The organism is Roseibium sp. MMSF_3247 (genome assembly GCF_030733765.1).
Taxonomy (GTDB): Bacteria; Pseudomonadota; Alphaproteobacteria; order Rhizobiales; family Stappiaceae; genus Roseibium.
Window position 1 is genome coordinate 88,396 of sequence record NZ_JASHII010000003.1, and the last position, 24,531, is coordinate 112,926.

General features: G+C 57.2%; 23 protein-coding genes. 10 read left to right on the plus strand and 13 right to left on the minus strand.

All coding sequences use genetic code 11. The annotated features are described in order from the left end of the window. The first annotated feature begins 42 nt into the window (after window positions 1–42). From RBB44_RS10815 to RBB44_RS10825, 3 genes are read left to right on the plus strand one after another with little or no spacing between them, the layout of a single operon-like run. Window positions 43–1,098, plus strand: a complete 1,056-nt coding sequence (locus RBB44_RS10815) for a glycine betaine/L-proline ABC transporter ATP-binding protein (protein ID WP_306147394.1) — start codon at window positions 43–45, stop codon at window positions 1,096–1,098. After that, on the plus strand, window positions 1,095–2,636 hold the full coding sequence (locus RBB44_RS10820; protein WP_306147395.1) for an ABC transporter permease subunit: 1,542 nt from the start codon (window positions 1,095–1,097) through the stop codon (window positions 2,634–2,636). The genes RBB44_RS10815 and RBB44_RS10820 overlap by 4 nt, the downstream gene beginning before the upstream one ends. Beyond that, window positions 2,633–3,367 (plus strand): alpha/beta fold hydrolase, encoded by a 735-nt coding sequence (locus RBB44_RS10825; RefSeq protein WP_306147396.1) that lies wholly within the window; start codon window positions 2,633–2,635, stop codon window positions 3,365–3,367. The genes RBB44_RS10820 and RBB44_RS10825 overlap by 4 nt, the downstream gene beginning before the upstream one ends. Window positions 3,368–3,639: 272 nt before the next feature. Here RBB44_RS10825 and RBB44_RS10830 read toward each other — a convergent pair whose 3' ends face one another. From RBB44_RS10830 to RBB44_RS10840, 3 genes are all read right to left on the minus strand, one after another. Next, window positions 3,640–4,398, minus strand: a complete 759-nt coding sequence (locus RBB44_RS10830; RefSeq protein WP_371932249.1) for an ATP-binding cassette domain-containing protein — start codon at window positions 4,396–4,398, stop codon at window positions 3,640–3,642. A 31-nt stretch (window positions 4,399–4,429) separates the two neighbouring features. Then, window positions 4,430–5,551, minus strand: coding sequence for an ABC transporter permease (locus RBB44_RS10835; protein ID WP_133953285.1), 1,122 nt, complete (start codon window positions 5,549–5,551; stop codon window positions 4,430–4,432). Between the two features lie 80 nt (window positions 5,552–5,631). Beyond that, window positions 5,632–6,582 (minus strand): sugar ABC transporter substrate-binding protein, encoded by a 951-nt coding sequence (locus RBB44_RS10840; protein ID WP_306147398.1) that lies wholly within the window; start codon window positions 6,580–6,582, stop codon window positions 5,632–5,634. A gap of 184 nt (window positions 6,583–6,766) precedes the next feature. Here RBB44_RS10840 and RBB44_RS10845 point away from each other — a divergent pair, with 184 nt between their 5' ends. Then, window positions 6,767–7,768, plus strand: coding sequence for a LacI family DNA-binding transcriptional regulator (locus tag RBB44_RS10845; protein WP_306147399.1), 1,002 nt, complete (start codon window positions 6,767–6,769; stop codon window positions 7,766–7,768). Between the two features lie 40 nt (window positions 7,769–7,808). Here the strand turns inward: RBB44_RS10845 and RBB44_RS10850 are convergent, their stop codons facing one another. Genes RBB44_RS10850 through RBB44_RS10860 form a run of 3 tightly spaced genes read right to left on the minus strand, consistent with a single transcriptional unit; the run spans window position 7,809 to window position 11,000 of the window. Further along, entirely contained in the window at window positions 7,809–8,966 is a 1,158-nt protein-coding gene (locus RBB44_RS10850) for a Gfo/Idh/MocA family protein (protein ID WP_306147400.1), read from the minus strand. An 11-nt stretch (window positions 8,967–8,977) separates the two neighbouring features. Next, window positions 8,978–9,871: a TIM barrel protein gene (locus RBB44_RS10855; RefSeq protein WP_306147401.1), complete on the minus strand. Its 894-nt coding sequence runs from the start codon at window positions 9,869–9,871 to the stop codon at window positions 8,978–8,980. Window positions 9,872–9,896: 25 nt separating this feature from the next. Continuing rightward, on the minus strand, window positions 9,897–11,000 hold the full coding sequence (locus RBB44_RS10860) for a Gfo/Idh/MocA family protein (RefSeq protein WP_306147402.1): 1,104 nt from the start codon (window positions 10,998–11,000) through the stop codon (window positions 9,897–9,899). A 143-nt stretch (window positions 11,001–11,143) separates the two neighbouring features. On the opposite strand from RBB44_RS10860, the gene iolD reads away from it, so the two are divergent. The 5 genes from iolD (at window position 11,144) to iolG (ending at window position 16,779) form a co-directional block, all read left to right on the plus strand. Then, window positions 11,144–13,009, plus strand: a complete 1,866-nt coding sequence (gene iolD, locus RBB44_RS10865; RefSeq protein WP_306147403.1) for a 3D-(3,5/4)-trihydroxycyclohexane-1,2-dione acylhydrolase (decyclizing) — start codon at window positions 11,144–11,146, stop codon at window positions 13,007–13,009. Next, window positions 13,009–13,995 carry a 5-dehydro-2-deoxygluconokinase gene (gene iolC / locus RBB44_RS10870; RefSeq protein WP_306147404.1) on the plus strand — a complete coding sequence of 329 codons (987 nt, stop codon included), beginning with the start codon at window positions 13,009–13,011 and terminating at the stop codon, window positions 13,993–13,995. The genes iolD and iolC overlap by 1 nt, the downstream gene beginning before the upstream one ends. Window positions 13,996–14,098: 103 nt before the next feature. Continuing rightward, window positions 14,099–14,941 carry a 5-deoxy-glucuronate isomerase gene (locus tag RBB44_RS10875; RefSeq protein WP_306147405.1) on the plus strand — a complete coding sequence of 281 codons (843 nt, stop codon included), beginning with the start codon at window positions 14,099–14,101 and terminating at the stop codon, window positions 14,939–14,941. Continuing rightward, window positions 14,938–15,789, plus strand: a complete 852-nt coding sequence (locus tag RBB44_RS10880) for a class II fructose-bisphosphate aldolase (protein WP_306147406.1) — start codon at window positions 14,938–14,940, stop codon at window positions 15,787–15,789. Before RBB44_RS10875 ends, RBB44_RS10880 begins: the two co-directional genes overlap by 4 nt. A gap of 3 nt (window positions 15,790–15,792) precedes the next feature. After that, on the plus strand, window positions 15,793–16,779 hold the full coding sequence (gene iolG / locus RBB44_RS10885; RefSeq protein WP_306147407.1) for an inositol 2-dehydrogenase: 987 nt from the start codon (window positions 15,793–15,795) through the stop codon (window positions 16,777–16,779). 55 nt (window positions 16,780–16,834) lie between these two features. Here iolG and RBB44_RS10890 read toward each other — a convergent pair whose 3' ends face one another. The 5 genes from RBB44_RS10890 to RBB44_RS10910 are packed head-to-tail and all read right to left on the minus strand — an operon-like array spanning window position 16,835 to window position 21,620. Beyond that, the gene (locus RBB44_RS10890; RefSeq protein WP_306147408.1) at window positions 16,835–18,304 is read right to left on the minus strand and encodes an aldehyde dehydrogenase; all 1,470 of its coding nucleotides are present in this window, start codon (window positions 18,302–18,304) and stop codon (window positions 16,835–16,837) included. Between the two features lie 8 nt (window positions 18,305–18,312). Next, entirely contained in the window at window positions 18,313–19,347 is a 1,035-nt protein-coding gene (locus RBB44_RS10895) for an LLM class flavin-dependent oxidoreductase (protein WP_306147409.1), read from the minus strand. A 2-nt stretch (window positions 19,348–19,349) separates the two neighbouring features. Continuing rightward, window positions 19,350–20,273, minus strand: coding sequence for a flavin reductase family protein (locus RBB44_RS10900; protein WP_306147410.1), 924 nt, complete (start codon window positions 20,271–20,273; stop codon window positions 19,350–19,352). Further along, on the minus strand, window positions 20,270–21,049 hold the full coding sequence (locus tag RBB44_RS10905) for an alpha/beta fold hydrolase (RefSeq protein WP_306147411.1): 780 nt from the start codon (window positions 21,047–21,049) through the stop codon (window positions 20,270–20,272). The genes RBB44_RS10900 and RBB44_RS10905 overlap by 4 nt, the downstream gene beginning before the upstream one ends. Next, window positions 21,021–21,620, minus strand: a complete 600-nt coding sequence (locus RBB44_RS10910) for an amino acid synthesis family protein (RefSeq protein ID WP_306147412.1) — start codon at window positions 21,618–21,620, stop codon at window positions 21,021–21,023. The genes RBB44_RS10905 and RBB44_RS10910 overlap by 29 nt, the downstream gene beginning before the upstream one ends. 119 nt (window positions 21,621–21,739) lie before the next feature. On the opposite strand from RBB44_RS10910, the gene RBB44_RS10915 reads away from it, so the two are divergent. Further along, window positions 21,740–22,579 carry a LysR family transcriptional regulator gene (locus RBB44_RS10915; RefSeq protein WP_306147413.1) on the plus strand — a complete coding sequence of 280 codons (840 nt, stop codon included), beginning with the start codon at window positions 21,740–21,742 and terminating at the stop codon, window positions 22,577–22,579. A 103-nt stretch (window positions 22,580–22,682) separates the two neighbouring features. On the opposite strand, the gene RBB44_RS10920 is transcribed toward RBB44_RS10915, so the two are convergent. Both RBB44_RS10920 and RBB44_RS10925 read right to left on the minus strand, forming a co-directional pair. Further along, entirely contained in the window at window positions 22,683–23,357 is a 675-nt protein-coding gene (locus RBB44_RS10920; protein WP_133953251.1) for a GntR family transcriptional regulator, read from the minus strand. Further along, window positions 23,350–24,396: a Gfo/Idh/MocA family protein gene (locus RBB44_RS10925; RefSeq protein WP_306147414.1), complete on the minus strand. Its 1,047-nt coding sequence runs from the start codon at window positions 24,394–24,396 to the stop codon at window positions 23,350–23,352. Before RBB44_RS10925 ends, RBB44_RS10920 begins: the two co-directional genes overlap by 8 nt. Window positions 24,397–24,531 lie beyond the last annotated feature (135 nt).

A 24,531-nucleotide genomic window follows, 5' to 3' on the forward strand; every position in this document is an offset into this window, starting at 1 on the left:
TAGCATCGCAATTGGCGTCAACAATTCAGGACCTGACCAGATATGAACGGCGACACCGTCATTGAAATCTCCAATGTCTGGAAAATCTTCGGCGCAAACTCGGACGCCGCCTTGTCCGCGGTCCGCGATGAAGGATTGTCCAAAGCCGAGGTTTTGGATCGGTGGAACGCGGTTGTGGGTGTCGCGGATGTCAGCCTGTCGATCAATCGGGGTGAGATTTTCTGCATCATGGGTTTGTCAGGCAGCGGCAAGTCAACCCTGGTACGGCACTTCAATCGCCTTCTGGAACCGACCGATGGGAAAATACTGATCGAGGGAACAGATGTCGTCGGGCTTGGACCGGCAGACCTGCAGTCGTTCCGTAACCGGAAGATCGGCATGGTGTTTCAAAACTTTGCCCTGATGCCGCACCGTTCGGTGCTCGATAATGTTGCCATGCCGCTTGAAATCCGCGGTGTTCCCAAGAACGAGCGGATGCGCCAAGCAGCTTCCTTTCTTGATATCGTCGAGCTCGGCGCCTGGGGCGCAAAATATGCCCATGAGCTCTCAGGAGGAATGCAACAGCGGGTAGGACTGGCGCGGGCCCTGGCAGCAAATCCGGATGTGCTTCTGATGGATGAGCCGTTCAGTGCCCTGGATCCACTTATCCGGCGGCAACTGCAAGACGAATTTATCCGGCTGAGCAAGATCTTGAAGAAAACGACGGTGTTCATCACCCATGACTTGGATGAAGCCGTGCGCATCGGGGACCGAATTGCGATCATGCGGGACGGCCGCGTCGTGCAAATGGGCACAGCCGAGGACATTGTGATGCATCCGGCCGATGATTATGTGGCCGACTTTGTCGCCGGCATTTCAAGGCTCAAGGTGGTCCGTGCGCACGCTGTAATGCGGCCAATCTCTGAATACGAAACCGACCATGGGCCGGTACCGGAAGGCGCGCCGCGCGTTGATGAGGGAGAAACTCTCAGTACGCTGATCAACATGGCTATCGATACGGGCGATGCCATTCTGGTTGAGGACCAAGGCACACTTGTTGGGGTAATCACACGAGCCGACATTTTGAGGACGGTGATCGAGGGGACGGAGGTATCATGATGGATCAGCTCAACACCTCGATAGAAGATGCCGAAGCCGAAGCGGCCCGAATCTATGACGAAGAACGGCGACAAAACATTGCCAAATTCGTCCGCACCAACCCTGACTATTACATAGAGAATTTCAACCGGATCGGCGCCCGATCCCGCTTCACCCCGACACTGAACCTCATGGCGGGGCTGTTTGGCCCGGTCTGGTTTGGCGCTCGCGGGCTGTGGTCCTGGGCGCTGCCCTTCCTGATCCTTGAAACAGTGGCGATCGTTCAAATCGCGCGGGGACTGTTCGGAGACCTTGCCGCCGAGGCAATGGCACGGATCGCGTCTATCGAAGGCACGCTGGAACTGCGCCGCAAACAGCTTGCCGCGGCGATTGAAAGCGGATCTGACAAGGTGGAGGTCTATCAGCGCACGGTCGCGTCTCTGGAAGCCAACATCGGCGGCATTCGGGCAGAAGCCCAAGCACTCGCCGACCAGGGGATCTGGATCGCCCTTGCAGGCGTGGTACTTCTCATTCTGGTGAAGGCCGTCGAAGCCGTGGTCGCGAACTCGGCATTGGAGTCAAGATTTTCCGAATGGCTGTCTGACAGTACGATCCGGTCCGGGATGCCCGGCTCGCAGATCGCGTTCAGCGCTGTCTTCATGTTTGTCATCGTGCTGGCGTCTGTCCTGCACTACAGTTTTCCGGATCGCTTTTCACTTTTGTCCGCCTTCCCGACCGACCCGGATATTCGTCTTGTCAGCATTGATGCCGTGGAAAGGTTCTTTGCCTTCTGTGTCGCTAACGGGGAGGCCCTCTTCGACGCCATCACCTATGGAATTCGGTTGCTGCTCGACACTCTCGAGCTTGTCTTTGTCAGCACGCCCTGGATTGTGGTCGCCAGCCTGATCATTCTCCTCACATGGCTGACGGCGGGCGTCCGCACAGCCATCTGGTCCGGCGCGTTCCTCGCCTACATGGGCCTCCTCGGATTTTGGGACAAGGCGATGACGACACTGGCCTTGCTCGGCACTGCGGCCTGCCTGTCGATTGCGATCGGGATCCCGCTCGGGATGTTCGCAGCGCGCCGGCCGCGGTTTTATGCCGTGATCCAGCCGATCATGGATTTCATGCAGACGATGCCAGCCTTTGTTTTCATGATCCCGGTAATCGCTTTTTTTGGAACAGGCAAACCGGCGGCCGTCGTCACCACCATGATCTTCGGCGGCACGCCAGTTGTGCGTTTGACCGTACTGGGTCTGCGCGGCGTTCCGGAAAGTGTGCGTGAGGCGGCGATCGCCTTTGGCGCCAACAAGTGGTACTTGCTGACGAAAGTGGACCTTCCCTTGGCAAGCCCCTCGATCCGAGCCGGCATCAACCAGACGATCATGCTGTCCTTGGCCATGGTGGTGGTTGCGTCTCTAATCGGCGCCAAGGGTCTTGGTGAAGACGTCCTGGAAGCGTTGCAATACGCAAACGTCGGGCAAGGTATTCTGGCCGGTTTCTCCATCCTGTTTTGCGCCATGATCCTGGACCGCATTGTACAAGGGGCCCGCAAGTGATCCCGTTGGTTCTGGTCCATGGCTTCATGGGCGGGAGTGATCAATGGGAACCGCAGTCCCCTTTGAAGAACACGGTTCCGTTGATCGCAGTCGATCTTCCTGGCTTTGGTAAAAACGCGCACCTGGCCCCAATAAACTCCATTGAGAAATTGGCGCGCTGGGTTCTGAACGAGCTGACGGACCAGGGCGTTGAGCGCTTTTTACTTCTTGGGCATTCCATGGGAGGCATGGTGGTTCAGGATATGATCCGGCAGGCACCAGATCGCGTGGCGCGGTTGGTGCTTTACAGCACCGGAGCCCTTGGTCTATTGCCGGGCCGGTTTGAGCCGATCGAAACGTCCATGCAACGGGCAAAAGACGACGGTGCCCAAGCAACGGCGCGCCGGATTTCTGCGACCTGGTTCCTGCACCGCGAAAATGCCAAAGCCTATCCCGCGTGCGCAGCAATCGCCGAATGCAGCAGCCCTGACGCAATCCAGGCAGGCCTTGAAGCCATGCGCGATTGGTCCGGAGAACGCTCCCTAAGCTCCATAAGCGCCCCGACATTGATCATCTGGGGTGATCAGGACCGTACCTATCCCTGGCCGCAAATACAGACCCTTTGGCAATCAGTCCCCGAAAGCAGTCTGGCTGTCATTCCCGGCTGCGCTCACGCTGTTCATCTTGAGGAACCCCAAATTTTTAATCACCTCCTGGAGCGGTTCATTTATGAGGGCGACCAAATTGATTGAAACATCGATTGGTTTTGAGCCTGAATTCTCCACTGCCCCGTAAAAAAGCGCCCGCCGCCGTTCGCAGCCCGTCCGATACCTCTTCTTATCATGAACTTGAATGAACAGAATGATCAGAATGAACTCGAAGGTTACGATCAACGGCACATGCGGAGCCTGGACAAGATACTGAAAACACGACGAGCTTGTGCAAGCTGCCTTGCACTCATATCTTTAGGACCGTAGTGCCTCCTAGAAAGACCGCCACCGGTCGATTACCGGGACTGCCGCTACTAAACTGTTCCCCCTAAAGAATCCTCCAAGGCAACCAGTTCTTGCCCGCCAGCCATCATGTCCTGGAGTTCATCCGGGGTGATCTGGCCGCGCTGCGCCGTTCCCAGCGTTTGACCGCGGTTCAGCACCGTGAACCGGTCTCCAACGGCAAGCGCATGGCGGACGTTATGGGTGATGAAAACAACCGCTATGTCCTGTTTGCGCACCTTGTCGATGGTCGCAAGGACATTTGCCGTCTGACGGACACCCAGCGCTGACGTTGGCTCATCAAGGATCAGGACCTTGGCTCCGAAATGAACTGCGCGCGCGATGGCAACGGTCTGGCGTTCACCTCCGGACAAGGTTCCAACTGCCTGATCCGGACCGCGCAGATTGATGCCCATCTTGCGCATCTCTTCCATGGTGACCCGGTTCGCGTAGTCATGATCGAAAAGCTTCAGCGGACCGAGGCGGCGGATCGGCTCATTGCCCATAAAGAAGTTCCGGCTGACAGACATAAGCGGGATCATCGCGAGATCCTGATACACGGTCGCAATACCGGCCGAGATTGCATCTCTCGGATCGGCAAAATGCATTGGCCGTCCCTCGAAGAGGATTTCCCCTTTTGTCGGCTTGTGAACACCGGACATGGTCTTAATGAATGTCGACTTGCCGGCACCGTTGTCGCCGAGCAGGCAATGGCATTCGCCCGGATAAATGTCGACCGAGACACCGGCCAGCGCGATCACCGAACCGAAATGCTTCTCAATCCCCTGCATTTGAATGATGGGAGCGTGCGAGGACGTCATCTTATCTCTCCCCTGTGATGATGCGGCGGATGTAGGTGTTCAGGATCACCGCAAAGAGCAAAATCACGCCGAGAAACACCCGGAATAGCGAACTCTCTACGCCTGCAAAGAAGAGCCCTTGCTGGACCACGCCAAAAATCAAGGCGCCCAGCGCGGCTCCGATCACCGACCCGTAGCCGCCGGTCAGGAGTGCGCCACCAATCACGACTGCAATGATGGCCTCAAACTCCTTTAGTAGGCCACGGTCAGCCCCGGCCGACCCGAATTCCATGACCTGGCACGTTGCAAAGACAGTGGCGCAAAAGGCTGTGAACATAAACATCAGGATTTTGACGCGGTTGACCGGAACTCCCACATAGCGCGCTGCTTGCGCATCGCCGCCCGCTGCAAAGATCCAGTTTCCGAATTGGGTGCGGGTCAAAATAATGTGGCCAACGATGACCAATGCGATCGCCCAGACGATCAGCATTGGGATGCCTTCGACAACCGGCTGCCCAGCGCGCGAGCCGCGCTCAAACACATCGATGATGCCAGCGTCGCCCATCCAAGCGAAAAAACCGGTCAAGATCTTGCCGCCGAACAGGGCTGCGAACCAGTCGCCCTCGGCCGCACGGTCGACCCCGCCGATGATGGTCTTGCGCTCGATGATTTGCGGTAGATAGATGGTGAAGCCGCGTAGGATAAACAGAAATGCAAGTGTTACGATGAAGCTCGGCAGTCCGGTGCGTACCACGATGTACCCGTTCAACGCTCCGATCGCGAGCGCCATGACAAAGGTGGCAAGGATCGCCTGCCAAACAGGCCACTCAAGCGTCACTGTAAAGATGGCGATCATCATGCCGGAAAAGCCGATCATAGACCCGACCGACAGATCAAACTCGCCTGCAATCATCAAAAGACAGGCGCCAACGGCAATGATCATGAATTGCGCGGAAACAGTTGACCAGTTCATCACCCCTTGAGCGCTGAACATACCGCTGTCGCCGGCAAAAATAAGAAACAAGGCAAATACGATTATCGTGCCGCAAATCCCGCCGAGCTCCGGGCGGATAAGGGCTTTTTGCAAGCTGGATTGCTGCTTTACCCGCTCATCAGCAGTCGCTGCCACGTTGGCCTCGGTCATGTGGCCCTCCCCGGCTCAATTTTTTGATTTGATGTTCGTGAAAAAGGGCGGCGCAACGCGCCACCCTATACCTACGGAAATCAGCGGTATTCGCCGGCAAACTTCTCAACGAGGGTCAGCCCGTCTTTGGTCACGAAACCCGGGCCGGAGTTGATGTTGTTGCCCGGCAGAACGCCATAGCGATGGTAATTAGTCAGAACCACGACCGGCAGGTAAGCCTGCAGGAACGGTTGCTGATCGATCCCCCAGTTGATGACACCGCTTTTGATGCCCTCAACGATGTTCTCACCAAGGTCGAATGTACCGAAGTAGATGTCGCCGGCCATGCCGTTCTCATCCAGCGCCAGCAAGGTCGGATCCGCACTGGTCGGACCAAGCGTCAAAACGGCATCGGTATCCGGGTTAGCATTGAGGTAAGCGAGAACACGGTTCTTGATTTCAGCCGGATCCTGGCCGCTGTCGATCATCTGATCACCCAGCTCCACACCAAGTCCATCCGCAAATCCCTGGCAGCGCTCAGTCGAAGACGGCGAGCTGATGTAGTGGTTCACACACAGGAAGCTTGTCACGCCATCTCCCTTGGCGCGCAGGCCCGCTGCATGGCCGGCGTCATATTCCGGTTGACCGACATACATCAAGGCTCCGACTTCACGGGCCTGGTCCGGTGTGCCGGAATTCATGATGATGACATCAATGCCAGATGCCACAGCGTCCTTGATTGGCCCGGACAAAACGTCCGGATCGGACAATGTCGTGATGATACCATTCGGCCCTGAAGCCGCGGCTTGCTCGATGATGCGTGCCATATCCGCAAGGTCACCGGTCGGTGGATTGCGGTACTCGACTTCAACGCCCATCTGATCGCCGGCAAGGGCGATGCCGTTCTTGATGGTGTTCCACCAGCTGTCGCTGTCCGGCGCGTGGCTGACGAGAATATACTTTTCACCTTCGGCTGATGCGACTTGAGCCCCGGCAAGCGGAGCAGCAATGACCGCTGCGGCAAGCAGCAGCGACTTAAGGGTAGATTTCATTCCTTCCTCCCAAGGATTGCCATTTTCATGGTCAAAGAGCGGCTTGAAGCCCTCTCTCATTTTCAGAAAAACATGATCCGACCCATTTTGCAACCGGTTGCAAAATGGAAATCGAAAATTCATACTGATCGCTGAGGCCTGTTGAGGTAAGACACCTAATCTAACTGTTTGGATTGATGGACCGATGACCGTTACCTTGAAAGAAGTTGCCGAACTTGCAGGCGTGTCACGCTCTGCGGTATCGCGCACCTTCACTGACGGCGCATCCGTTTCAGACAAGACCCGCCGCAAAGTTGAGAAAGCGGCCACAAAGCTTGGCTATACGCCGAACATTCTGGCCCGTGGACTGACCACCAGACGCACAAAACTAATCGGCCTGGTTTCCAACAACTTTCACAATCCGATCTTTCTGGAAGTCTTCGACCAGTTTACGCGCAAGCTTCAGGGCGTGGGATTGCGGCCGCTTCTGGTAAATCTGTCCGATGAGACCGACCCGGAAGCATCCGTGCGCATGCTCCGGCAGTACTCAGTCGACGGCGTGGTCGTTGCCTCGTCCACCCTGCCACCAGGGTTTTCCAAGGCTTTCAAGGATGCCGGAGTGCCTGTGGTGAACAGCTTCGGACGTTATTCGACCGCACCTGAATTCCATGTGGTCGGCATCGACAATGTAGAATGCGGCCGGATGGCAGCACTGGAACTCGCCAAACGTGGCTACAAGCATGTCGCGTTTCTCGGCGGTCCAGACACGGCAACATCTACGCAGGACAGATTCAAAGGCTTCTCCGAAGAGATTTCCCGGCATCCAGACATGGAAATGACAGTGAGCTACGCGAAGGCCTATTCCTTTGAGGCCGGCCGGGAGGAAATGCAGCGCCTTCTTGATATCCGCCCACTCGCCGAAGCCTATTTTTGCGGCGATGATGTTCTGTCGATTGGGGTGTTGAGCGCGATTGAGGATGCCGGCCTGAATGTTCCCGGCGATATCGGCATCATTGGCCTGAACGACATGGAAATGGCAGGTTGGCAGAACATCAATCTGACGACGATCCGCCAACCGGTTCAACAAATCATCAATTCCTCTGTGGAACTGATTGTCTCAATGCTCGAAGACCCGGCCAGGTATCCGGAAGCCCGGCTGTTCCCTTGCGAAGTGATCGAACGCGGCACCCTGCGCCCGGTGTCCTAACTGTATAAAACCGGACGCAAGAAACGCAGGCATCGCAGGCTTACCTGAACATGGGCGGGCGGGCGTCCACCCAAACGCCCTCCCGTTTTCCGCTGTCCGCGACCGCAAAAACCGCAGCCATTGAACGCAGGCCATCTTCGGCCCGCGGATAAAGATCTGCAGCCGGATCCATAACCCTCCCATCCTTCCGCGCCTGAATGGCTTCGGCGAGATCCGTGTAAATGTTGGCGAATGCCAGCGGCATGCCTTCTGCATGTCCGATGGTTACCCGCGATGTCCTGTCGGCCTCGGGCGACAATCCCCCTTCCCCCCGCTCGATGATCTCTAAACGACCGTTGAGCGGCATCCAGTAGAGCTGGTTGGGCTGCTCCTGGGACCACCGCAATCCGCCCTTTTCGCCAAAGATCTGAAGGGTCAGTCCGTGTTGCTGGCCAATCGCGACAGAGGACGTCCAGAGCCGGCCAACCGCTCCGCCGTCCATTCGGAAGTTCACCATGGCATCATCTTCAAGCTCACGGCTAGAAATGCAGGACACAGTATCCGCGGATAACCGTTCCACTTCCTGCCCCGCCACAAACGACGCCATGTGAAGCGCATGAATGCCGCAATCGGCGAATTGCGCCGAAACCCCGGCCTGGGCCGGGTCATACCGCCACCGAACGCGTGGGTTGTCAGCATCGGACGCGTCAGCATGGTGCCCGTGTGCAAATTCCGCCTTGACCAGACGGATTTTTCCAAGATCTCCGCGCGCGACCATGGCCCTCATATGCCGGACCAGTGAATAGCCGGTATAGCCATAGTTGACCGCGCAGATGTTCCCGGTTCCTTTGGAAATCCGGACAATTTCCTCACCCTCCTCGACCGTCATGGTCATCGGTTTTTCGCAAAGGACATGAAACCCGTTCTCAAGGAAAGCCTTGGTGATTTCGAAATGGGTTGCGTTCGGAGTTGCCACTGTGACCAGATCGACTCGGTCGTCGCGCCGCTTTTCGCCGTCCAGCATTTCCCGCCAGTCGCCATAGGCACGATCAGTCGCCAACCCCAACCGCTGACCATATTCCCGGCCCGCTTCTGGCCGGTGATCCAGCGCACCTGCAACAAAGGAAAACGCGCCATCAAGCCCGGCCCCAAGCCGATGCGCTGGTCCGATCTGGCTGCCTTCACCGCCGCCAATCATGCCCCAATTCAATCGTGCCATTGGTCCTGCCCTCAATTGAAACCGATGGATTCCAGGTACTCGCGGTTCGCCCGAGCATCGTTGATCGGCGACACATCGAGCGTCGGGTCGCAATCCTGCTCCACAGTGCACCATCCCTGGAACCCGTTATCGAGAAGGATCTGTCGCACCTTTGGAAAGTCGACATCCCCGTCGCCGAGATTGCAGAAGATGCCCTGCCCGCAGGCATCGTAGAAGCCTGTCCGTTTGGCGACCACATCGGCCTTAACTTTCGGGTCGATGTCCTTGAAGTGCACGTAGGAGATACGCCCGATGTTGCGCTCCATGAACGCGACGGGGTCAAACCCGGCATAAGAATGGTGGCCGGTGTCAAAACAAATCTTCAGATACTTCTCATCGACCTCGTCCAACAGCCGTTCAAGTTCCGGCTCGAAGTCCATGAAACCAGCCGCGTGCGCATGAATTCCGACGGTCAGGCCATAGTCTTCGGTGCCTATTTTGGCCGCTTCAGCGATACGGTCCCGATAAGCGGCCCATTCGGAAGCATCCATCTGCTCAGCTTCTTCTGGCCGTCCAGCCGTCGGGGCGCGACGCGGGGAAATGGAGTCGATCAGAACCATATGCTGGGCGCCATGCGCCACCAGCGCCTTGGCCGTCCGGTGCGTTCCATCAAGAACGTTCTCCCAGGCATCCGGGTCATGAAATGGCCGGAACACGACGCCGCCAATCAGCTCCAGGTCGTACTGCGCAAGGGCTTCCGAAAGGACTGCAGGGTCTTCCGGCATAAATCCGACAGGTCCCAGTTCAATGCCCTTGTATCCCGCTCCAGAGCACTCCTCCAGCACCGCCTTCCAGGCCGGATTGCGTGGATCGTCAGGAAACTCAACGCCCCATGAACACGGCGCATTGCCAATTCTAATGCTCATCTTGCGAGCCTTTCAAACAGTGATTTTAAGTTCTTTCCAAGGGTTGCCAGCTTTTGGTCCGCGAGGATTCCATGGCCGCTTCCACAATGTGTTTAACGGCCAGACCATCCCGGAAGGTTGGCCATACCGATGTGCCCGAGTGGATCGCCTCCAGAAAATCCTTGGCTTCAATAATGATCTGGTCTTGATAGCCCGTGCCGTGCCCAGGACCTTGGCAAAAGGGTTCGTAATCTGGATGCGCAGGGCCCGTTAGGATCTTGCGGAATCCGCGGTCCGCTTCCTTGTCATCCATGAGATACAGCCAAAGAGCATTCTGGTCTTCCTGATCGAAACGGATAGCCCCTTTTGTTCCTGTGATTTCGTAGGCGTAGCCCATCTTCCGGCCAGTCGCGATCCGGCTGAAGTACATGTGTCCCATCGCTCCGTTTTCGAAGCGCGTCATCATCTGACCGTGGTCGTCGTTCGTTACCTTGCCGCCAGGACGATTTTCATGAACCCGTTCGATTTCCGCCATGACGCTGCGCACCGGGCCAACCAGCGCAAGCGCAGCGTTGATCATGTGGGGTGCGAGATCGCCCATGGTTCCGTTCGCATCACCCTCTGTGCGCCAGGACGCCGGAGCTTTCGGGTCCGCGTAGAAATCCTCGGTATGCTCACCGCGAAACCATGTGATGTCGCCAATGACACCATCTGCGATAAGTTTGCGGGCGTACTGGCTCGCTGGCGTGCGGATATAGTTGTAGGCGACCATATTCACACAGCCGCTTTTCTCCGCAGCTGCGACCATGGCCTCCGAATCCTCCAGGCTTGCGCCCATTGGCTTTTCGCACAGAGCAGGCTTGTTCAACGAAAATGCGGCTTCGGCGATATCCCGGTGAGTGGACTGTGGGGATGCGATTACAATCGCTTCGACCCTTGGATCTTCGACAAGCTCCTGCCAATTGGCGGCAGCGCGGTTGAAACCGAAGGCATCACGATACTTTTCAGCAGACGCGAGTGAACTTGCACCAACCATTTCAAGCCGCGGCCGCAACGCGGTGTTGAAAACAGCACCGACGGCAGACATGGCAACGGCATGCGCCTTTCCCATGTAGCCTCCGCCCAGGATACCGATCCCGATTTCCGCCATGCCTCACTCCCGTTTCCGGTTTTCGTTTTGCCTCTTTCGAAAAAGATTTGCAACCGGTTGCAAAATTTGTATCTTGAGAACCAACAACGCGCAAGCATCAATCGAATGCCTTGCGAGAAAACACGTTACAGGGAGAGACCTGGATGAGCTCCAAGACGGTTCAGCTCACAACTGCGCAGGCCATTGTCCGCTACCTGGCAAATCAGTTTATCGAGGTCGACGGCAAGGACATACGTATTTGCGGCGGCGGCTTTGGCATTTTCGGCCATGGTAACGTGACCTGCCTTGGTGAGGCCCTTTACAATCACCAGGAAGAGCTACCCCTCTATCGTGGACAAAACGAGCAGAGCATGGGGTTTGCTGCAGCCGCCTACGCCAAGCAGTGGCTGCGGCAGCGGTTCATGTTCTGCACAGCCAGTGCTGGCCCTGGCACGTCGAACCTTCTCAGTTCTGCCGCGCTGGCCCATGCCAACCGCTTGCCCATGCTGATGTTGTGCGGTGATGCCTTTCTCACCCGCCTGCCCGACCCGGTGCTGCAGCAGCTTGAGCACTTCAACAACCCGACACTTGGCGTCAATGATGCGTTCAAGGCGGTAACCCGCTATTGGGACCGGATCACGCATCCGGCGCAGGTCATTCAGTCGCTCCCCGCCGCTCTTGCGACGATGCTGGATCCGGGCGACTGCGGCCCTGCATTTCTCGGCCTTCCCCAGGATGTGCAAGGCTGGACCTATGACTATCCGGAAAGCTTTTTTGAGCGGCGGGTACATCGCATCCGCCGGAGTTCCCCCGACGAGCGGGAAATTGTCGATGCGGCAGCCCTGCTGAAGACGGCCAAGCGCCCGCTGATCATTGCCGGTGGCGGCGTCCAATACAGTTGCGCGGTCAGCGAACTCACGGCGTTTGCGGAAAAGCACCAGATCCCGGTGGTCGAGACCATTGCTGGCCGCGCCAATCTCCTGGCAACGCATCCCTTGAACGCCGGCCCGATTGGCGTAACAGGATCAAACAGCGCTAACAATCTGGCGGAACAAGCAGATGTCATTCTTGCGATTGGCACCCGCCTTCAGGATTTCACCACAGGATCCTGGACCGCTTTTGCCCACGAGGCCCGTTTCATTTCGATCAACGCAGCCCGCCATGACGCTGGCAAACACATGTCGACCCCTGTTGTCGGCGACGCAAAACTCGGACTTTTGGCCTTGGGTGAGGCTTGTGCGGACTACAAGACACCTTCGGACTGGACCGGGACTGCGGGTGAAGAACGGAAAGCCTGGGACGCATACGTTGCTGACAACGTGTCTTATGGCAATCGTCCAAACTCCTATGCCCAGGCAATTGGTGTGGTCAACGAACTCTGCGATCCCCGGGATCGCGTTGTTGCCGCGGCCGGCGGCCTGCCGGCGGAAGTAACGGCCAATTGGAGAACCCTCGACATCGGCACAGTTGATGTCGAATTTGGCTATTCCTGCATGGGATACGAGATTGCCGGTGGCTGGGGCGCACGCATTGCCCAGTCCGAGCGCGAACCGGACAAGGACACGATCATCTTTACCGGTGACGGCTCTTATCTGCTGATGAACTCGGATATCTACTCATCCGTTTTGACCGGCAAAAAATTGATCGTTCTGGTGCTCGACAACGGCGGGTTTGCGGTAATCAACAAACTGCAAAACAACACCGGCAATGAGAGCTTCAACAATCTCATTGCGGATTGTCCAACCGTTCCAGAACCATTCGCCGTCGACTTTGAGGCCCACGCTGCGTCCATGGGCGCGCACGCGGAAACGGTGTCCAATCCGGGTGAACTTGGGGAGGCCTTCAAGCGGGCCAAGGCAGCCAATAAAACCTACGTCATTTGCATGAAGGTTGATGCCTATGAAGGCTGGACAGCCGAAGGACATACTTGGTGGGAGGTTGGAACCCCGCATGTGACATCGAGCGACAATGTGCGGGCTGCACATGAGGACTGGGAGTCCACGCGCCCGAAACAGCGCCGGGGGGTCTGATGCTTCTTGAAGCGATTGCCCGGAACAATTTCGTTGTGGTGGGACGCGCCGGGATCGACTTTTTCACCGATGCCGGGGTGCGGGCTGAAGATGCTGAGCGGCTCGGCGTCGGTCTCGGCGGATCAGCCGCCAATATAGGCGCCGGCATCTGCAAGCTTGGCGGCCAGGCTGCACTGGTGACCCGGGTCTCGGACGACAGCGTTGGCAGCTACTGCATTGGGCAGCTGAAGCACTACGGCGTTGATACGGAGCACGTCACGCCTGTTGGCGGTGAATACCGCAATTCGCTTGCTTTCTACGAGTCTGTGGTGGAAGGGCACCGCAATGTCATCTACCGCAATGGTGCAGCCGACTTTCAAATGGATGAGCACGATGTAAGCCGCGTTGATTACGGAAAATATGGCGCGCTGATCACCGCCGGCACTGTCTTTGCGGCAGAGCCTTCGCGAAGCGCGACCTTCAAGGCCTTTGACCTTGCAAAGGCTGCAAACCTGCCCCTGATCTTTGATGTCGACTATCGGCCTTACTCCTGGCCGTCGGCCGACGTCGCCGCTGATGTTCTGTCGCGTGCAGCCGCGCAATGCGACATGATCGTCGGCAACGACGAGGAGTTTGGCTTCATGGCCGGAGATTATGACAAGGGACTGGAGAAAGCCCGGGAACTCGTGCGCACAACAGCCGAGCTGGTGATCTACAAGATGGGTGAAGCTGGAGCGATCACCATCACCCGCGATGGCGAGTTCAGAACGGGCATCTACCCCGTTGAGGCTCTCAAACCCAATGGCGCGGGCGACAGTTTCATGAGCGGCCTCATGACGTCCATCGCAGATGGTTTTGAGCTCAAGGAAGCCATTCTCCGCGGGTCCGCTTGTGCATCTATTGTTGTTGCCAAACCCGGTTGCGCTCCCGCCATGCCGAACAAAGCCGAGCTGGAGGCCTTCTTGACCTCGCATCCTGGCCCGACACAAGAGCATCGGACGTTTTGATGAAAACGCTCAAAGATGCTCGACCACTTTAAGTGCGAACAGCTTCAGGCGTGAATTCGATCCCGATTTCTCGCCCGCTGATCCAGTCTGAAAGGACCATTCCATGCATATCGCGCCGCATGACAACCAGAACAAGCCGATCGTGGACATCGACAATCCGACCGTTCCGCTGAACTACTTCAACATCGTCAAGCTCAAGAAAGGCGAGGCGTTCCACTATCAGGTGCCCGGCTATGAAACCTGCATCGTGCCTGCGACCGGTACGGTGACCGTTGAGGTCGAGGGCGTCACATTCGACAAGCTCGGCAACCGCGGCGAAGATGTCTGGGACGGGGAGCCTGAAGGCGTCTACATCCCTGTTGGGGCCAAGGTGACGATCATTTGCACCTCCGATGAAACGGAGACATTCATCGCGGGCGCAAGGTACGACGAAGTGCTGGAGCCGTTCGATGTGCGCGTCGATGGCATCGACCTTGTCCAGTACGGCTCGGACGACACCAAGACCCACCGCAAGATCAAGCACATCCTTGGACAAAAACAACACGGCAAGGTGGGCCGTTTGCTGGTCAGCGAACTTTTCACCGTTGGCCAGGGCGGCTGGTCCGGCTTTCCGGCCCACAAACACGACACCGACCGTCTGCCGCATGAAACACGGCACGACGAGACCTACAACTTCCGCTTCCGGCCAAAACACGGCTCAGGTGTTCAGATCCTTCAGCGCGAAGAGGGTGTTCCCGGAGAAGCCTATCAGCTGATGGACGGCTCGACCTTCATGATCGACAAGGGTTACCACCCCTGCGCCGTCATGCCCGGGTACGAGATGTATTACTTCACAATTCTGGGCGGCCTTAGCCAACGTTCACTGGTGCAGTATTTCCAACCGACCCATGCCTATCAGGTCGAGACGATCCCCGGGATCAAGGACATGGTGGCCAAGTTCAAATGACACTGGCAACACTGAGCCAAGTCCTTCAACCGGCCTTGAAAGACGGTTATGCCGTCGCCGGTCTGGTGACGCTCGGCTGGGAAGACATGCGCGCCTATGTGGCCGCCGCCGAAGAAGAAGGTGTTCCGGTGATCTTGCAGGCAGGCCCCTCTTGCCGCAAGCACACTCCTCTTCCCGTTTTGGGGGCGATGTTCCGGCATCTTGCGGAAGGGGCAACCATTCCCGTGGTGGCACATCTTGATCACGGCTACACATTCGAGGAATGCCAGCAAGCGCTCGACAGTGGTTTCACATCGCTGATGTATGACGGCTCGCGCAAACCGCTTTCCCAGAACATCGACGAAACCGCGCGGATTGCGGAACTAGCGCACTCCGCCGGGATATCGTGCGAGGGGGAAATCGGCTTTGTCGGATATGCGCAAGGGGATGCTTCTGAAGGCACGGACCCTGCGGATGCTGAAAAATTCGCGGTAGACAGCGGCGTGGACGCCATGGCGATCTCGGTCGGCAATGTTCATCTTCAGGAAAACAAGGAAGGCGGACTGGACGAGGCTCGCATCAGCGCGATCCAGGCGCGAACCACAGTCCCGCTGGTCATCCATGGGGGCTCCGGTGTCCCTGTCGATCAGCGGCAAAAGCTCGCCAGAAACACGAACATCTGCAAATTCAACATCGGTACCGAGCTGCGAAAGGCCTTCGGAACTGCGATGCGGGACGCAGTCAATCGCGATCCGGACCGGTTTGACCGGGTGACGATCTTATCAGAAACACATGATCCGATGGTCGCAGCGACCCGCACTGTTCTCAAGGCCTTCGGTGGCCCATCCAAGAACGAGCCCAAGGAATAAGAAATGGTGAGATTTGGTTTGCTCGGATGCGGGCGCATCGGCCAGGTGCACGCACGCGCCATTCAGGCGTCTGCGGACGCGAAGCTGGTGGCGGTGGCAGATGCGTTCGACGCACCCGCTCAGGCGCTTGCGACAACAACCGGCGCAGAGGTGAGTGAGGCCACCGCCATCATCGAAAGCGATGACATTGACGCCGTCATCATCGGCACGCCAACGACGACCCACTACGACCTGATCCATCAGGCAGCACGGGCGAAGAAAGCGATCTTCTGCGAAAAACCGGTCGACCTGTCCTCTGTGCGGGTGCGAGACTGCGTTGAGGTGGTCAACGAAAACGGCGTCATGTTCCTGACGGCCTTCAATCGCCGGTTCGACCCCAACTTTGCACACTTGCAAAGCCGGATTGCCGGTGGTGACATTGGCGATGTCGAGCTGGTCACCATTTTGTCCCGCGATCCCTCCCCGCCGCCGATCGACTACATCAGAACATCTGGCGGCCTGTTCCGGGATATGATGATCCATGACCTCGACATGGCCCGGTTTATCCTCGGCGAAGAGCCCGTCACGGTCTTCGCGGTTGGCTCCTCCCTGGTCGATCCGGAAATTGGCAAGGCGGGTGATGTGGATACCGCGGCAGTCACGCTGACAACGGAAAGCGGAAAGATCTGCCAGATTTCAAACTCGCGGCGGGCAGCATACGGCTATGACCAGCGTCTGGAAGTGCACGGTTCAAAAGGCATGCTGAGGGCAGAAAACATCCTGGAAAACACGGTCGAGATGGCAACCCAAACTGGCTTTGCAAGAGCTCCTGCCCAGCATTTCTTTCTAGAGCGGTATGAAGCGGCTTATCTGGCGGAAGTCACCCACTTCATTGACTGTCTGAACAACGGAAGAGAGCCATCACCCAGCATTGAGGACGGTCTGCGCGCGCAGATCCTGGCAGATGCGGCGGCTAAGTCACTCGAAACCGGCAGACCGGTGTCAGTTTGACGATCGTTTGCCCGCCGGGACTCTCATCACACCGGTAAATGGTAAGTTTCTACCGTCAACGCATGACGAACGGATTGGCCATCGGTTCACCGGAGGTGTTGATCCAGACGGTCTTTGTACGGGTGTAGTCCAGGACGGCCTCAATGCCCGCTTCGCGTCCGTATCCGGATTGATTGAACCCACCGAACGGGGCGATTGGCGAAATCGCTCTATAGGTGTTGACCCAGCAGATCCCCGCCCGCAGGCTGGATGACACGCGATGTGCGCGGGCAACGTCCCGCGTGAAGATTCCAGACGCAAGGCCATACGGCGTGTCATTTGCAAGCGCGATAGCCTCGTCTTCCGTGTCGAACGGCAAGAGCGACATGACCGGCCCGAACATCTCCACCTTCAGTGTTTCGATGTCCGGGTTCGGGCAGGCCACCAGCGTCGGTGCCATGTAATTGCCCGAGCGCTCAAGCGGCGCACCGCCAAGGCGGATTTCGGCACCTTGTTCTATTGCCTTGTTCAGCGTGACCTTGATCTTTTCAATCTGCGCATTTGTGCAAAGCGGGCCGACATGTGTTGCAGCCTCGAGAGGATCACCAACCGAGATGTGGGCTGCCTTTTCCGTGATCTTGTCGATCAGTGCTTCAAACACCGTCCGTTGCACCAGCGCACGGGATCCGGCTACACAGCTTTGACCCGATGCACCAAAATTTCCGGCAATCAAGCCGTTTGCGGCGCCATCAAGATCCGCATCGTCAAACACCAGAACCGGAGACTTGCCGCCGAGTTCCAGACTGGTGACTGCAAAATTTTCAGCTGAATTGCGCACAACATGCCGGGCTGTTTCCGGTCCGCCGGTAAAGGCAATCCGGTCGACATCCGGGTGCCGGGTCAACGGAATGGCACAGTTCTCAGCATCTCCCGTAATGACGGAGACAACCCCCGGCGGAAATCCTGCTTTATCGATCAGTGAGGCAAACTCCAGCATGGGTATGGGCGCGATTTCCGAAGCCTTCAAAACTACGGTGCACCCTGCAGCAAGTGCCGGCCCGAGTTTGGTTGCCGTTAAGAACATCTGGGCGTTCCAGGGGACGACAGCAGCAACAACCCCAACCGGCTCCCGTTTGGTGAACACATGCATGTCCGGTTTATCGATAGGAAGCACAGATCCTTCGATCTTGTCCGCGAGCCCTGCATAGTACCGATAAAAATCGCCGACATACTGTGTCTGCGAGAGGGTTTCGGCGAGCAGCTTTCCGCTGTCGGTTGTTTCCAGTCTCCCGAGGTCTTCCGCGTGGGCCTCAACCAATTCCGCCAGCCTGAACAGCAACTTGCCGCGCTGTGTCTGGGTGAGGTCACGCCATGCAGGATCCTCCAAAGCTCTTCGGGCAGCTCCAACGGCTCGGTTCACATCCCTTGTATCCGCGCAGGCGAACGAGGCCCATGGCTCACCCGTCGCCGGGTTCTCAGTATGCAGGATTTGACCGTTGGAGCCCTCACAGCGCTGGCCATCGATAAAAAGCTGATAGTGCTGCATGTTCTCTCCTAACCGAACGCTGGCATGACGTCGTCAATGAACCGCCGCAGCGAGAGCTGCTTGCGTTCAAAACTCATGCCGCTGTCGATCCAGAACGAATATTCATCGTATCCCAGATCTTCATAGCGTTTGATGCGGTCGATGACGTCCTGCGCCGTACCGATTGTCAAATCCCGGGCCATGTTCTCCGGGGCCATCATCTTGTTGGCAGCTAATTCATCTTCAGAAAGGTTTTCAATCAATCCTTGGGAAACAGCACGCTTGTTCTGAAACCAGGCGCCGAAATAGCAGTAGAACCGCGAGAGTTCCTTGGCTGCCAGAACTGCATCCTCAGAATCAGACGCCACATAACTGTGGTGCAACAACATGATCTTGGGCCTCGGACCGTCATGACTTGTGCATGCGTCATTGAACCGGCCCATCAGTGTTTCGATCTCCTCCATGCCCTGCCAAAGCGGTGTCACCTGAATATTGAAGCCTTGATGCACACCGAACTCATGGCTGTTCGGGTCTCTAGCTGCAATCCAGATTGGCGGGCCGTTTTCCTGCAGAGGCTTTGGCGCAGACGTGGTTGGAGGGAACGCATAGTAGCCGCCGTCATGCGCGCAATCGCCTTGCCACAAGGGACGAAGCAGCGGGGCTGTCTCCCGCATGCGTTGCCCTGCCTCCCAAGGGTCGAGGCCCGGCATCAATCGCTCATATTCATAGGAATAAGCACCACGAGCAATACCCAGCTCGATCCGGCCGCCGGTCATCAAGTCGGCCGCTGCGGCCTCCCCCGCCAGTTTGATGGGATGCCAGAACGGTGCAATGACGGTTCCGGTTCCAAGGCGTGCATTCTTCGTATGATGCGCCAGGTCCACGAGTGTTAAAAACGGGTTGGGTGCAATCGTGAATTCCATGCCATGGTGCTCACCGGTCCAGATGGCGCGCATACCGCCCTCATCCGCCAGTTTGCATAGAGACACAAACTCCTCATAGAGGATCTCATGCGGCTGTTGCGGCGTAAGCCGCTCCATGTGAGCAAACAGGGAAAATTCCATGTTCAGACTCCCTCCGAAAGCGTGTGAATTTCTCCGGTCATGGCGTCCCCGAGATAACAATTGAGATTGCCTGTTGCGCATTCCCGGGCATAACGGGCCATCATGCTCGCAAGCGGCGGACTGGCATACGTCAGAGCAGCCAACTCTTCGGGAGGCACCGCGGTCAGTTTCGTGTCTGGAGCAACATGGGTTGCCTGCGCCAGCAGATAGGCAAAATGCATCGATGCATCCGCATCATCAAAAACGGAGTAGACAGCGCCAAAACTTGCTGAAACGCCGTTGTCTTGAAGTGTGGCCTGAAGAGCTTTGCGAAGGCCGGTCTTGTCCGGAACGGAACATTCCGGCAGCCGGTAACCGTCTGGTGTCTTTTCAAGCAAGACCCGCCCCTCATGGCGGACAAGTGCCCCGGCGATATTCACTCTTGCGGCCGGGTCGCGCGCGCAGCGCTCCCAACCGAGACTGAAGAACTGACCATCGGCGTACCCAAGCCCTTGACCGGGCTTTTGCGCAAAACCGATGACCTCACCAATCAGGATCACATGGTCGCCGGCGGGAACCGTTTGGCGGGTCTTGCATGAAAACCGCGCGAGTGCGCCAACCGGAAAGGGTATGCCGTCGGCATCAAAGTCATGCGGCGTTTTGGCAAAACGGTCTCCCTTGTATCCGGCAAAGGTGTTTGCAACCTCAGTCTGGCCTTCCTCAAGAATGCTGACACAAAACTGCTCGCACTCCGCAAATGCGTCGTAACTTGAGAGGAACTTGCCAGGGCAAACAAGCAGCAATGGCGGGTCCAGTGACACGGAAGTGAAGGAGTTCGCGGTGAACCCGACAGGCGTTCCGTCAGCCCTGCGGGTAGTCACCACCGTAACCCCGGTCATGAAACGGCCAAAGGCGCCGCGCAGTTCTTTCGGGTCGATCGGTTTCATGAATGGCACTCCGTTGCAAAAGCCAGCAAAGCCCGGGTCACTTCGTCATGGTGCGTCATCGGCATCATGTGGGCCGCGTCTTCGACCACCTGCACGCGCCCCTTCGGAGCCAAGGCGGCCATGGCCTGTGACATCGCGGGTGTGGAATTCGGCTCAAGGCTGCCGGTCATGAAAAATGCCGGACACTTGAGAGATATGAGTGCCTGATCAGACGGTCCATCTTCCCTGGCAAACACCTCATATGCAGTCCGGTAACCGTGAAGATCGGCACCTTGCAGCCAGGCCTCGCAAGCATTGCGGGCTTCCGATGGCTCTATCCCGAACCAGCGATCAAGTGTCGGCTCCGGATTTGGAACTGTTTCAGACCCCAAATTTTCCGCGCGATGCAGAACTGCTTGTTTGGCGGCATCAGAGCGCCGGTAGATGGCATTCACTGCGGCGACGCCTGCGACCAATTCCGGATGACGCGCAGCCATGTCGAGAGCGATCATGGCCCCCATGGAGTGTCCGACCACAACGGTGGGCCTATCCATCAATTGGGCAACCGCGTCCGAATAGTCTGATAAGGCGGCTGGTCCTTCCAGGTGGCCACTATGGCCGTGGCCTGGCATATCCGGTGCTATCACCTGAAAACGGGACTTAAGATCAGGCACTTGGGCCGCCCAGGCATCGGCCTGCAAACCGACACCGTGGAGAAGAAGGACACGAGGCCCCTCGCCTTCCTTGATGCAGGCCAGTCCGCCCTGATCAGACCGCGGCCGGGTTGTCCAGATCACGGCCCATCTCCTTCAAATCCTGATACCGGTCACCGATCCGGTGGAACGGACGGCCCGATGTTGCTCCACCGAGCGCAACCACAACCTCATCGGCGCGCGGGGCGTCGGGGATCGAAAACTGGATTGTCAGATAGTGGGACCGCCTTCCCGCATCGTTCTTGTCCATGAGCGGGATCATGATCGGAGCGTTTGCCGGTCCCCGGGTATTGCTGAAGGCGAGATAGGATTTGGCGCCGACTGCTTCCCGATAAAAATTGCCGAACCTCAGCGTATGGATCAGCCCGGATGCATGTTCGATTTCTCCGTCAAGGCCAACAACGGCTGCCTTTCCGTAGGCTTCGATTGCTTCTCCGCTGCCGCCGAGCTTCAGGATCCGGTCGGTGAGCAATTCACCGAGGACAGGGCCAAACGCCAAAACCTCCGGTTTCAGATCCTCAACAAACCGGCCGGCCCACGGGTTCTTGACCACCGCGGCAACCGCGAACACGTGCCATGGTCGTTCGGTTGCCCTGAACCCCTCGATCAGGATCTCTTCTTCATAAGCAACGATTTTCCGGATTTCCGGCTGCATCCAAGGCCCTCCCGTCCACACTCTCGGTGGTGAGCCGGAAGTATCCTGATGCTTGACAATCGGCACAAACGAATGATTTTGAGGCTTAGGTATTAGTTCGACTTATGGATATGTTATACATGGCCACTGCACTGCCTCCGCTGAACTGGTTTCGCGCATTTGAAGCCTCAGCCCGGCACCTTAGTTTTACGGCGGCGGCGGATGAAATCGGCATGACCCAATCCGCTGTCAGTCAACAGATCAAGGCGCTGGAAACCAAGTTGGGTGTGCCGTTGTTCGAGAGGAAAGCCAGAGGTTTGGCATTGACCGATGATGGCCGGCGGCTGCTTCCCCAAGTCGATGCGGCTTTAGACACGCTAACGGCCGCCACACAATCTTTCATTCCCGATCAACCGAAGAAGCTTTTGACAGTTTCCGTTTCCGTTAGTGTGCTTCAATGGGTGATCGGCCCAACGCTCCCAGCCTTTCGGGCCGCACATCCGGACACTGCGCTGCGGTTTATTGGGGCCATTTGGCCCGATGAATTCAGCCGCTCGCTTGCGGATGTCATCATCAGTTTCGGCTCACGGAAACAGGCAGGACCCAATGCCGCACTGCTTGGCAGCGACAAACTGATTGCACTCGCACCCAGCCAGATGGTCACATCATGGGACACGAGCCCGGTCATCGACGCAGTCGGGATTTCAGGCGGTTGGTCCAAGTGGAGGACGGCAACGGGCATCAGCTGTGCTGAGCCGTCCATTTATGTGGACTCCTACGGCGCCGCTCTGGATCTTTCAAGCAACGGAAACGGCATATGCCTCGTAAACGAAACCCTCGCCCGGCAAGCTGTTCAGTCCGGGTCTGTTGTCCCAGTTAGCCCAATCACCATCGATGCCAACGAAGCCTATTTCGTTGAAACAAACCCCGCATCACAAGATGCAGAAACATTCAGGAAATGGCTCGAAAGCACTGTCTGAGATGGCGAGTAGCCTTCGTGGCTCCAACGCAAACTCAACATGCAATCCAACCGGAGTTGGTCGGAGACGAAAGCTGAAAAAAACAACTCCTTTGCCTTGACGTTCAAAGCTGGAAGAGACGATGCTTTTTCAAGAGATCGATCAGGACTTCTCGGGCGTGACGCCGGTGGAGGCGGTGCTGTTCACGGGCGTTTGCAGCGTCACCCGTCCGGATCGCATCATAGACAGCCCTGTGGTCCTGGTTGGATTTGATCGGGAGTGGCCGGATGTAGAGCGTCATCGCCCGCGCCCGGCGCACCTGGTTCGCCATCATTGAAACGATGTTCTGTACGCGTGAATTCCCTCCCAAACGCACCAGTTCTGTATGGAAAGCGTCATCCGCTTCGGCCCAGGCATCACGATCCTCATCGCTCAAAGCCTTGTCCATCGCCTCAATAGACGCTTTTAGGTCAGCCAGATCCGCCTTGGAGTAGTGCTTCCTTGCAGCTTCTTCCGCCGCCAGGCTCTCCAGTTCCGTCAAAACCGCATAGATCTCTTCCATATCTGTCAGGGACAAGGTCGCAATCCGCACGCCTTTTCTTGGGCGTACCTCCAACAGCCCCTGTTGCGCGAGCATCAAGGTGGCTTCCCGAACCGGCGTCCGTGACATCCCCAAACGGCCTGCCAACTCACTTTCCAGGTGATCGGATCCGGCAGCGAGTTCGCCGTCGAAGATCAATTGACGGATCTTCTCCATGGCCTGAGTGGTGATGGTTTTCGGTTTCGATGGGTCAAGCATATGCAACGTCTCGGATTTTTCGGCCCTGGCGGTCAGCCTCGTAGATCATCTTTTCGAGCGCAATCACCTTTAGGTAGTCTCTCGCCTCATTTTCAAGTGGTTTTCCGTCGAGCACCCCGTCAACGACATGGGTGATCAGGTTCTTGACGCAATCCCCACCAAATCCTTGCCAAGGCTGCGGTTGAAGAAGAACCGTTTCCTTCAAATTGCCAAACGGGCGGAGTGTCACACTGCCATCTCCTGACAGGGTTAGTGTTCCGGCCGTGCCCTCAAGGCTGGCTTCGCCGAGCGTTGTCCGGCAGTTTTCAGCCGCGTGATCCAGCAAGCGGTTGCCATCAAACAATGCCCGCACACCGCTCGGATAGTCGAATACGAAAAATCCTGCATCTTCTCCCTTGATGACGGGATTGAGCCGCCGCAGGTCCGCATAAACCGCCTCCGGTTCACCAAGCAGATATCGAAAAGTGTCGACCCAGTGGACGCCGGTCTCATGGATCAACAGCTGAGGCATGTCCTGAAAATATGGCTGTCGGTCCAGATAGGCGCGCGGGCCTTGTCCATCTCCTGTCCGAAGGCGGAAGGTCAGTTGCAAGACGTCACCAAGCACCCCGCTGTCCAAAGCGTGTTTGAACGTCCTGTACCACGGTTGAAAGCGAAAATTCTCGTGAATGACGAGAGTTGCCCCGGCCTTCTCTGCAAGCCGGGTTGCCTCCTCAGCCTCTTCAAGTGACGTGCAAAACGGTTTTTGGCAGATAATTGCACGCACGCCCTGTGTAATTCCTGCCTTGATGGCTGCCATGTGGGTGGGAGGCGGTGTGATGATATCCAGAAGGTCCGGACATGTCATTTTCAACATCACAGCGAGATCCTTAAACGCTGCAAGCCCCGTTTCCTTGGCCTTCTCCAAGTCCTGATCACACGCACCGACAAGAGCCACGCGGCCTGTGCGGCGCCAGGCATCATAGTGGAACTGCGCGAAGTACCCAGCGCCCAGGCAAGCGACCCGTAGGCCCCGCGTCTCTTTTTTCTTCTGGTTCATTGTCAATCCACTCCGCCCAGCGCGACTGAAACGTTGACACCTGAATGCGTCACCTCCGCCACACCGTATTTTTGATAGTCGACACGAGTGAAGTTGACAAGGGATTGCATTGCGTATACGCAAATGAATGTGCAA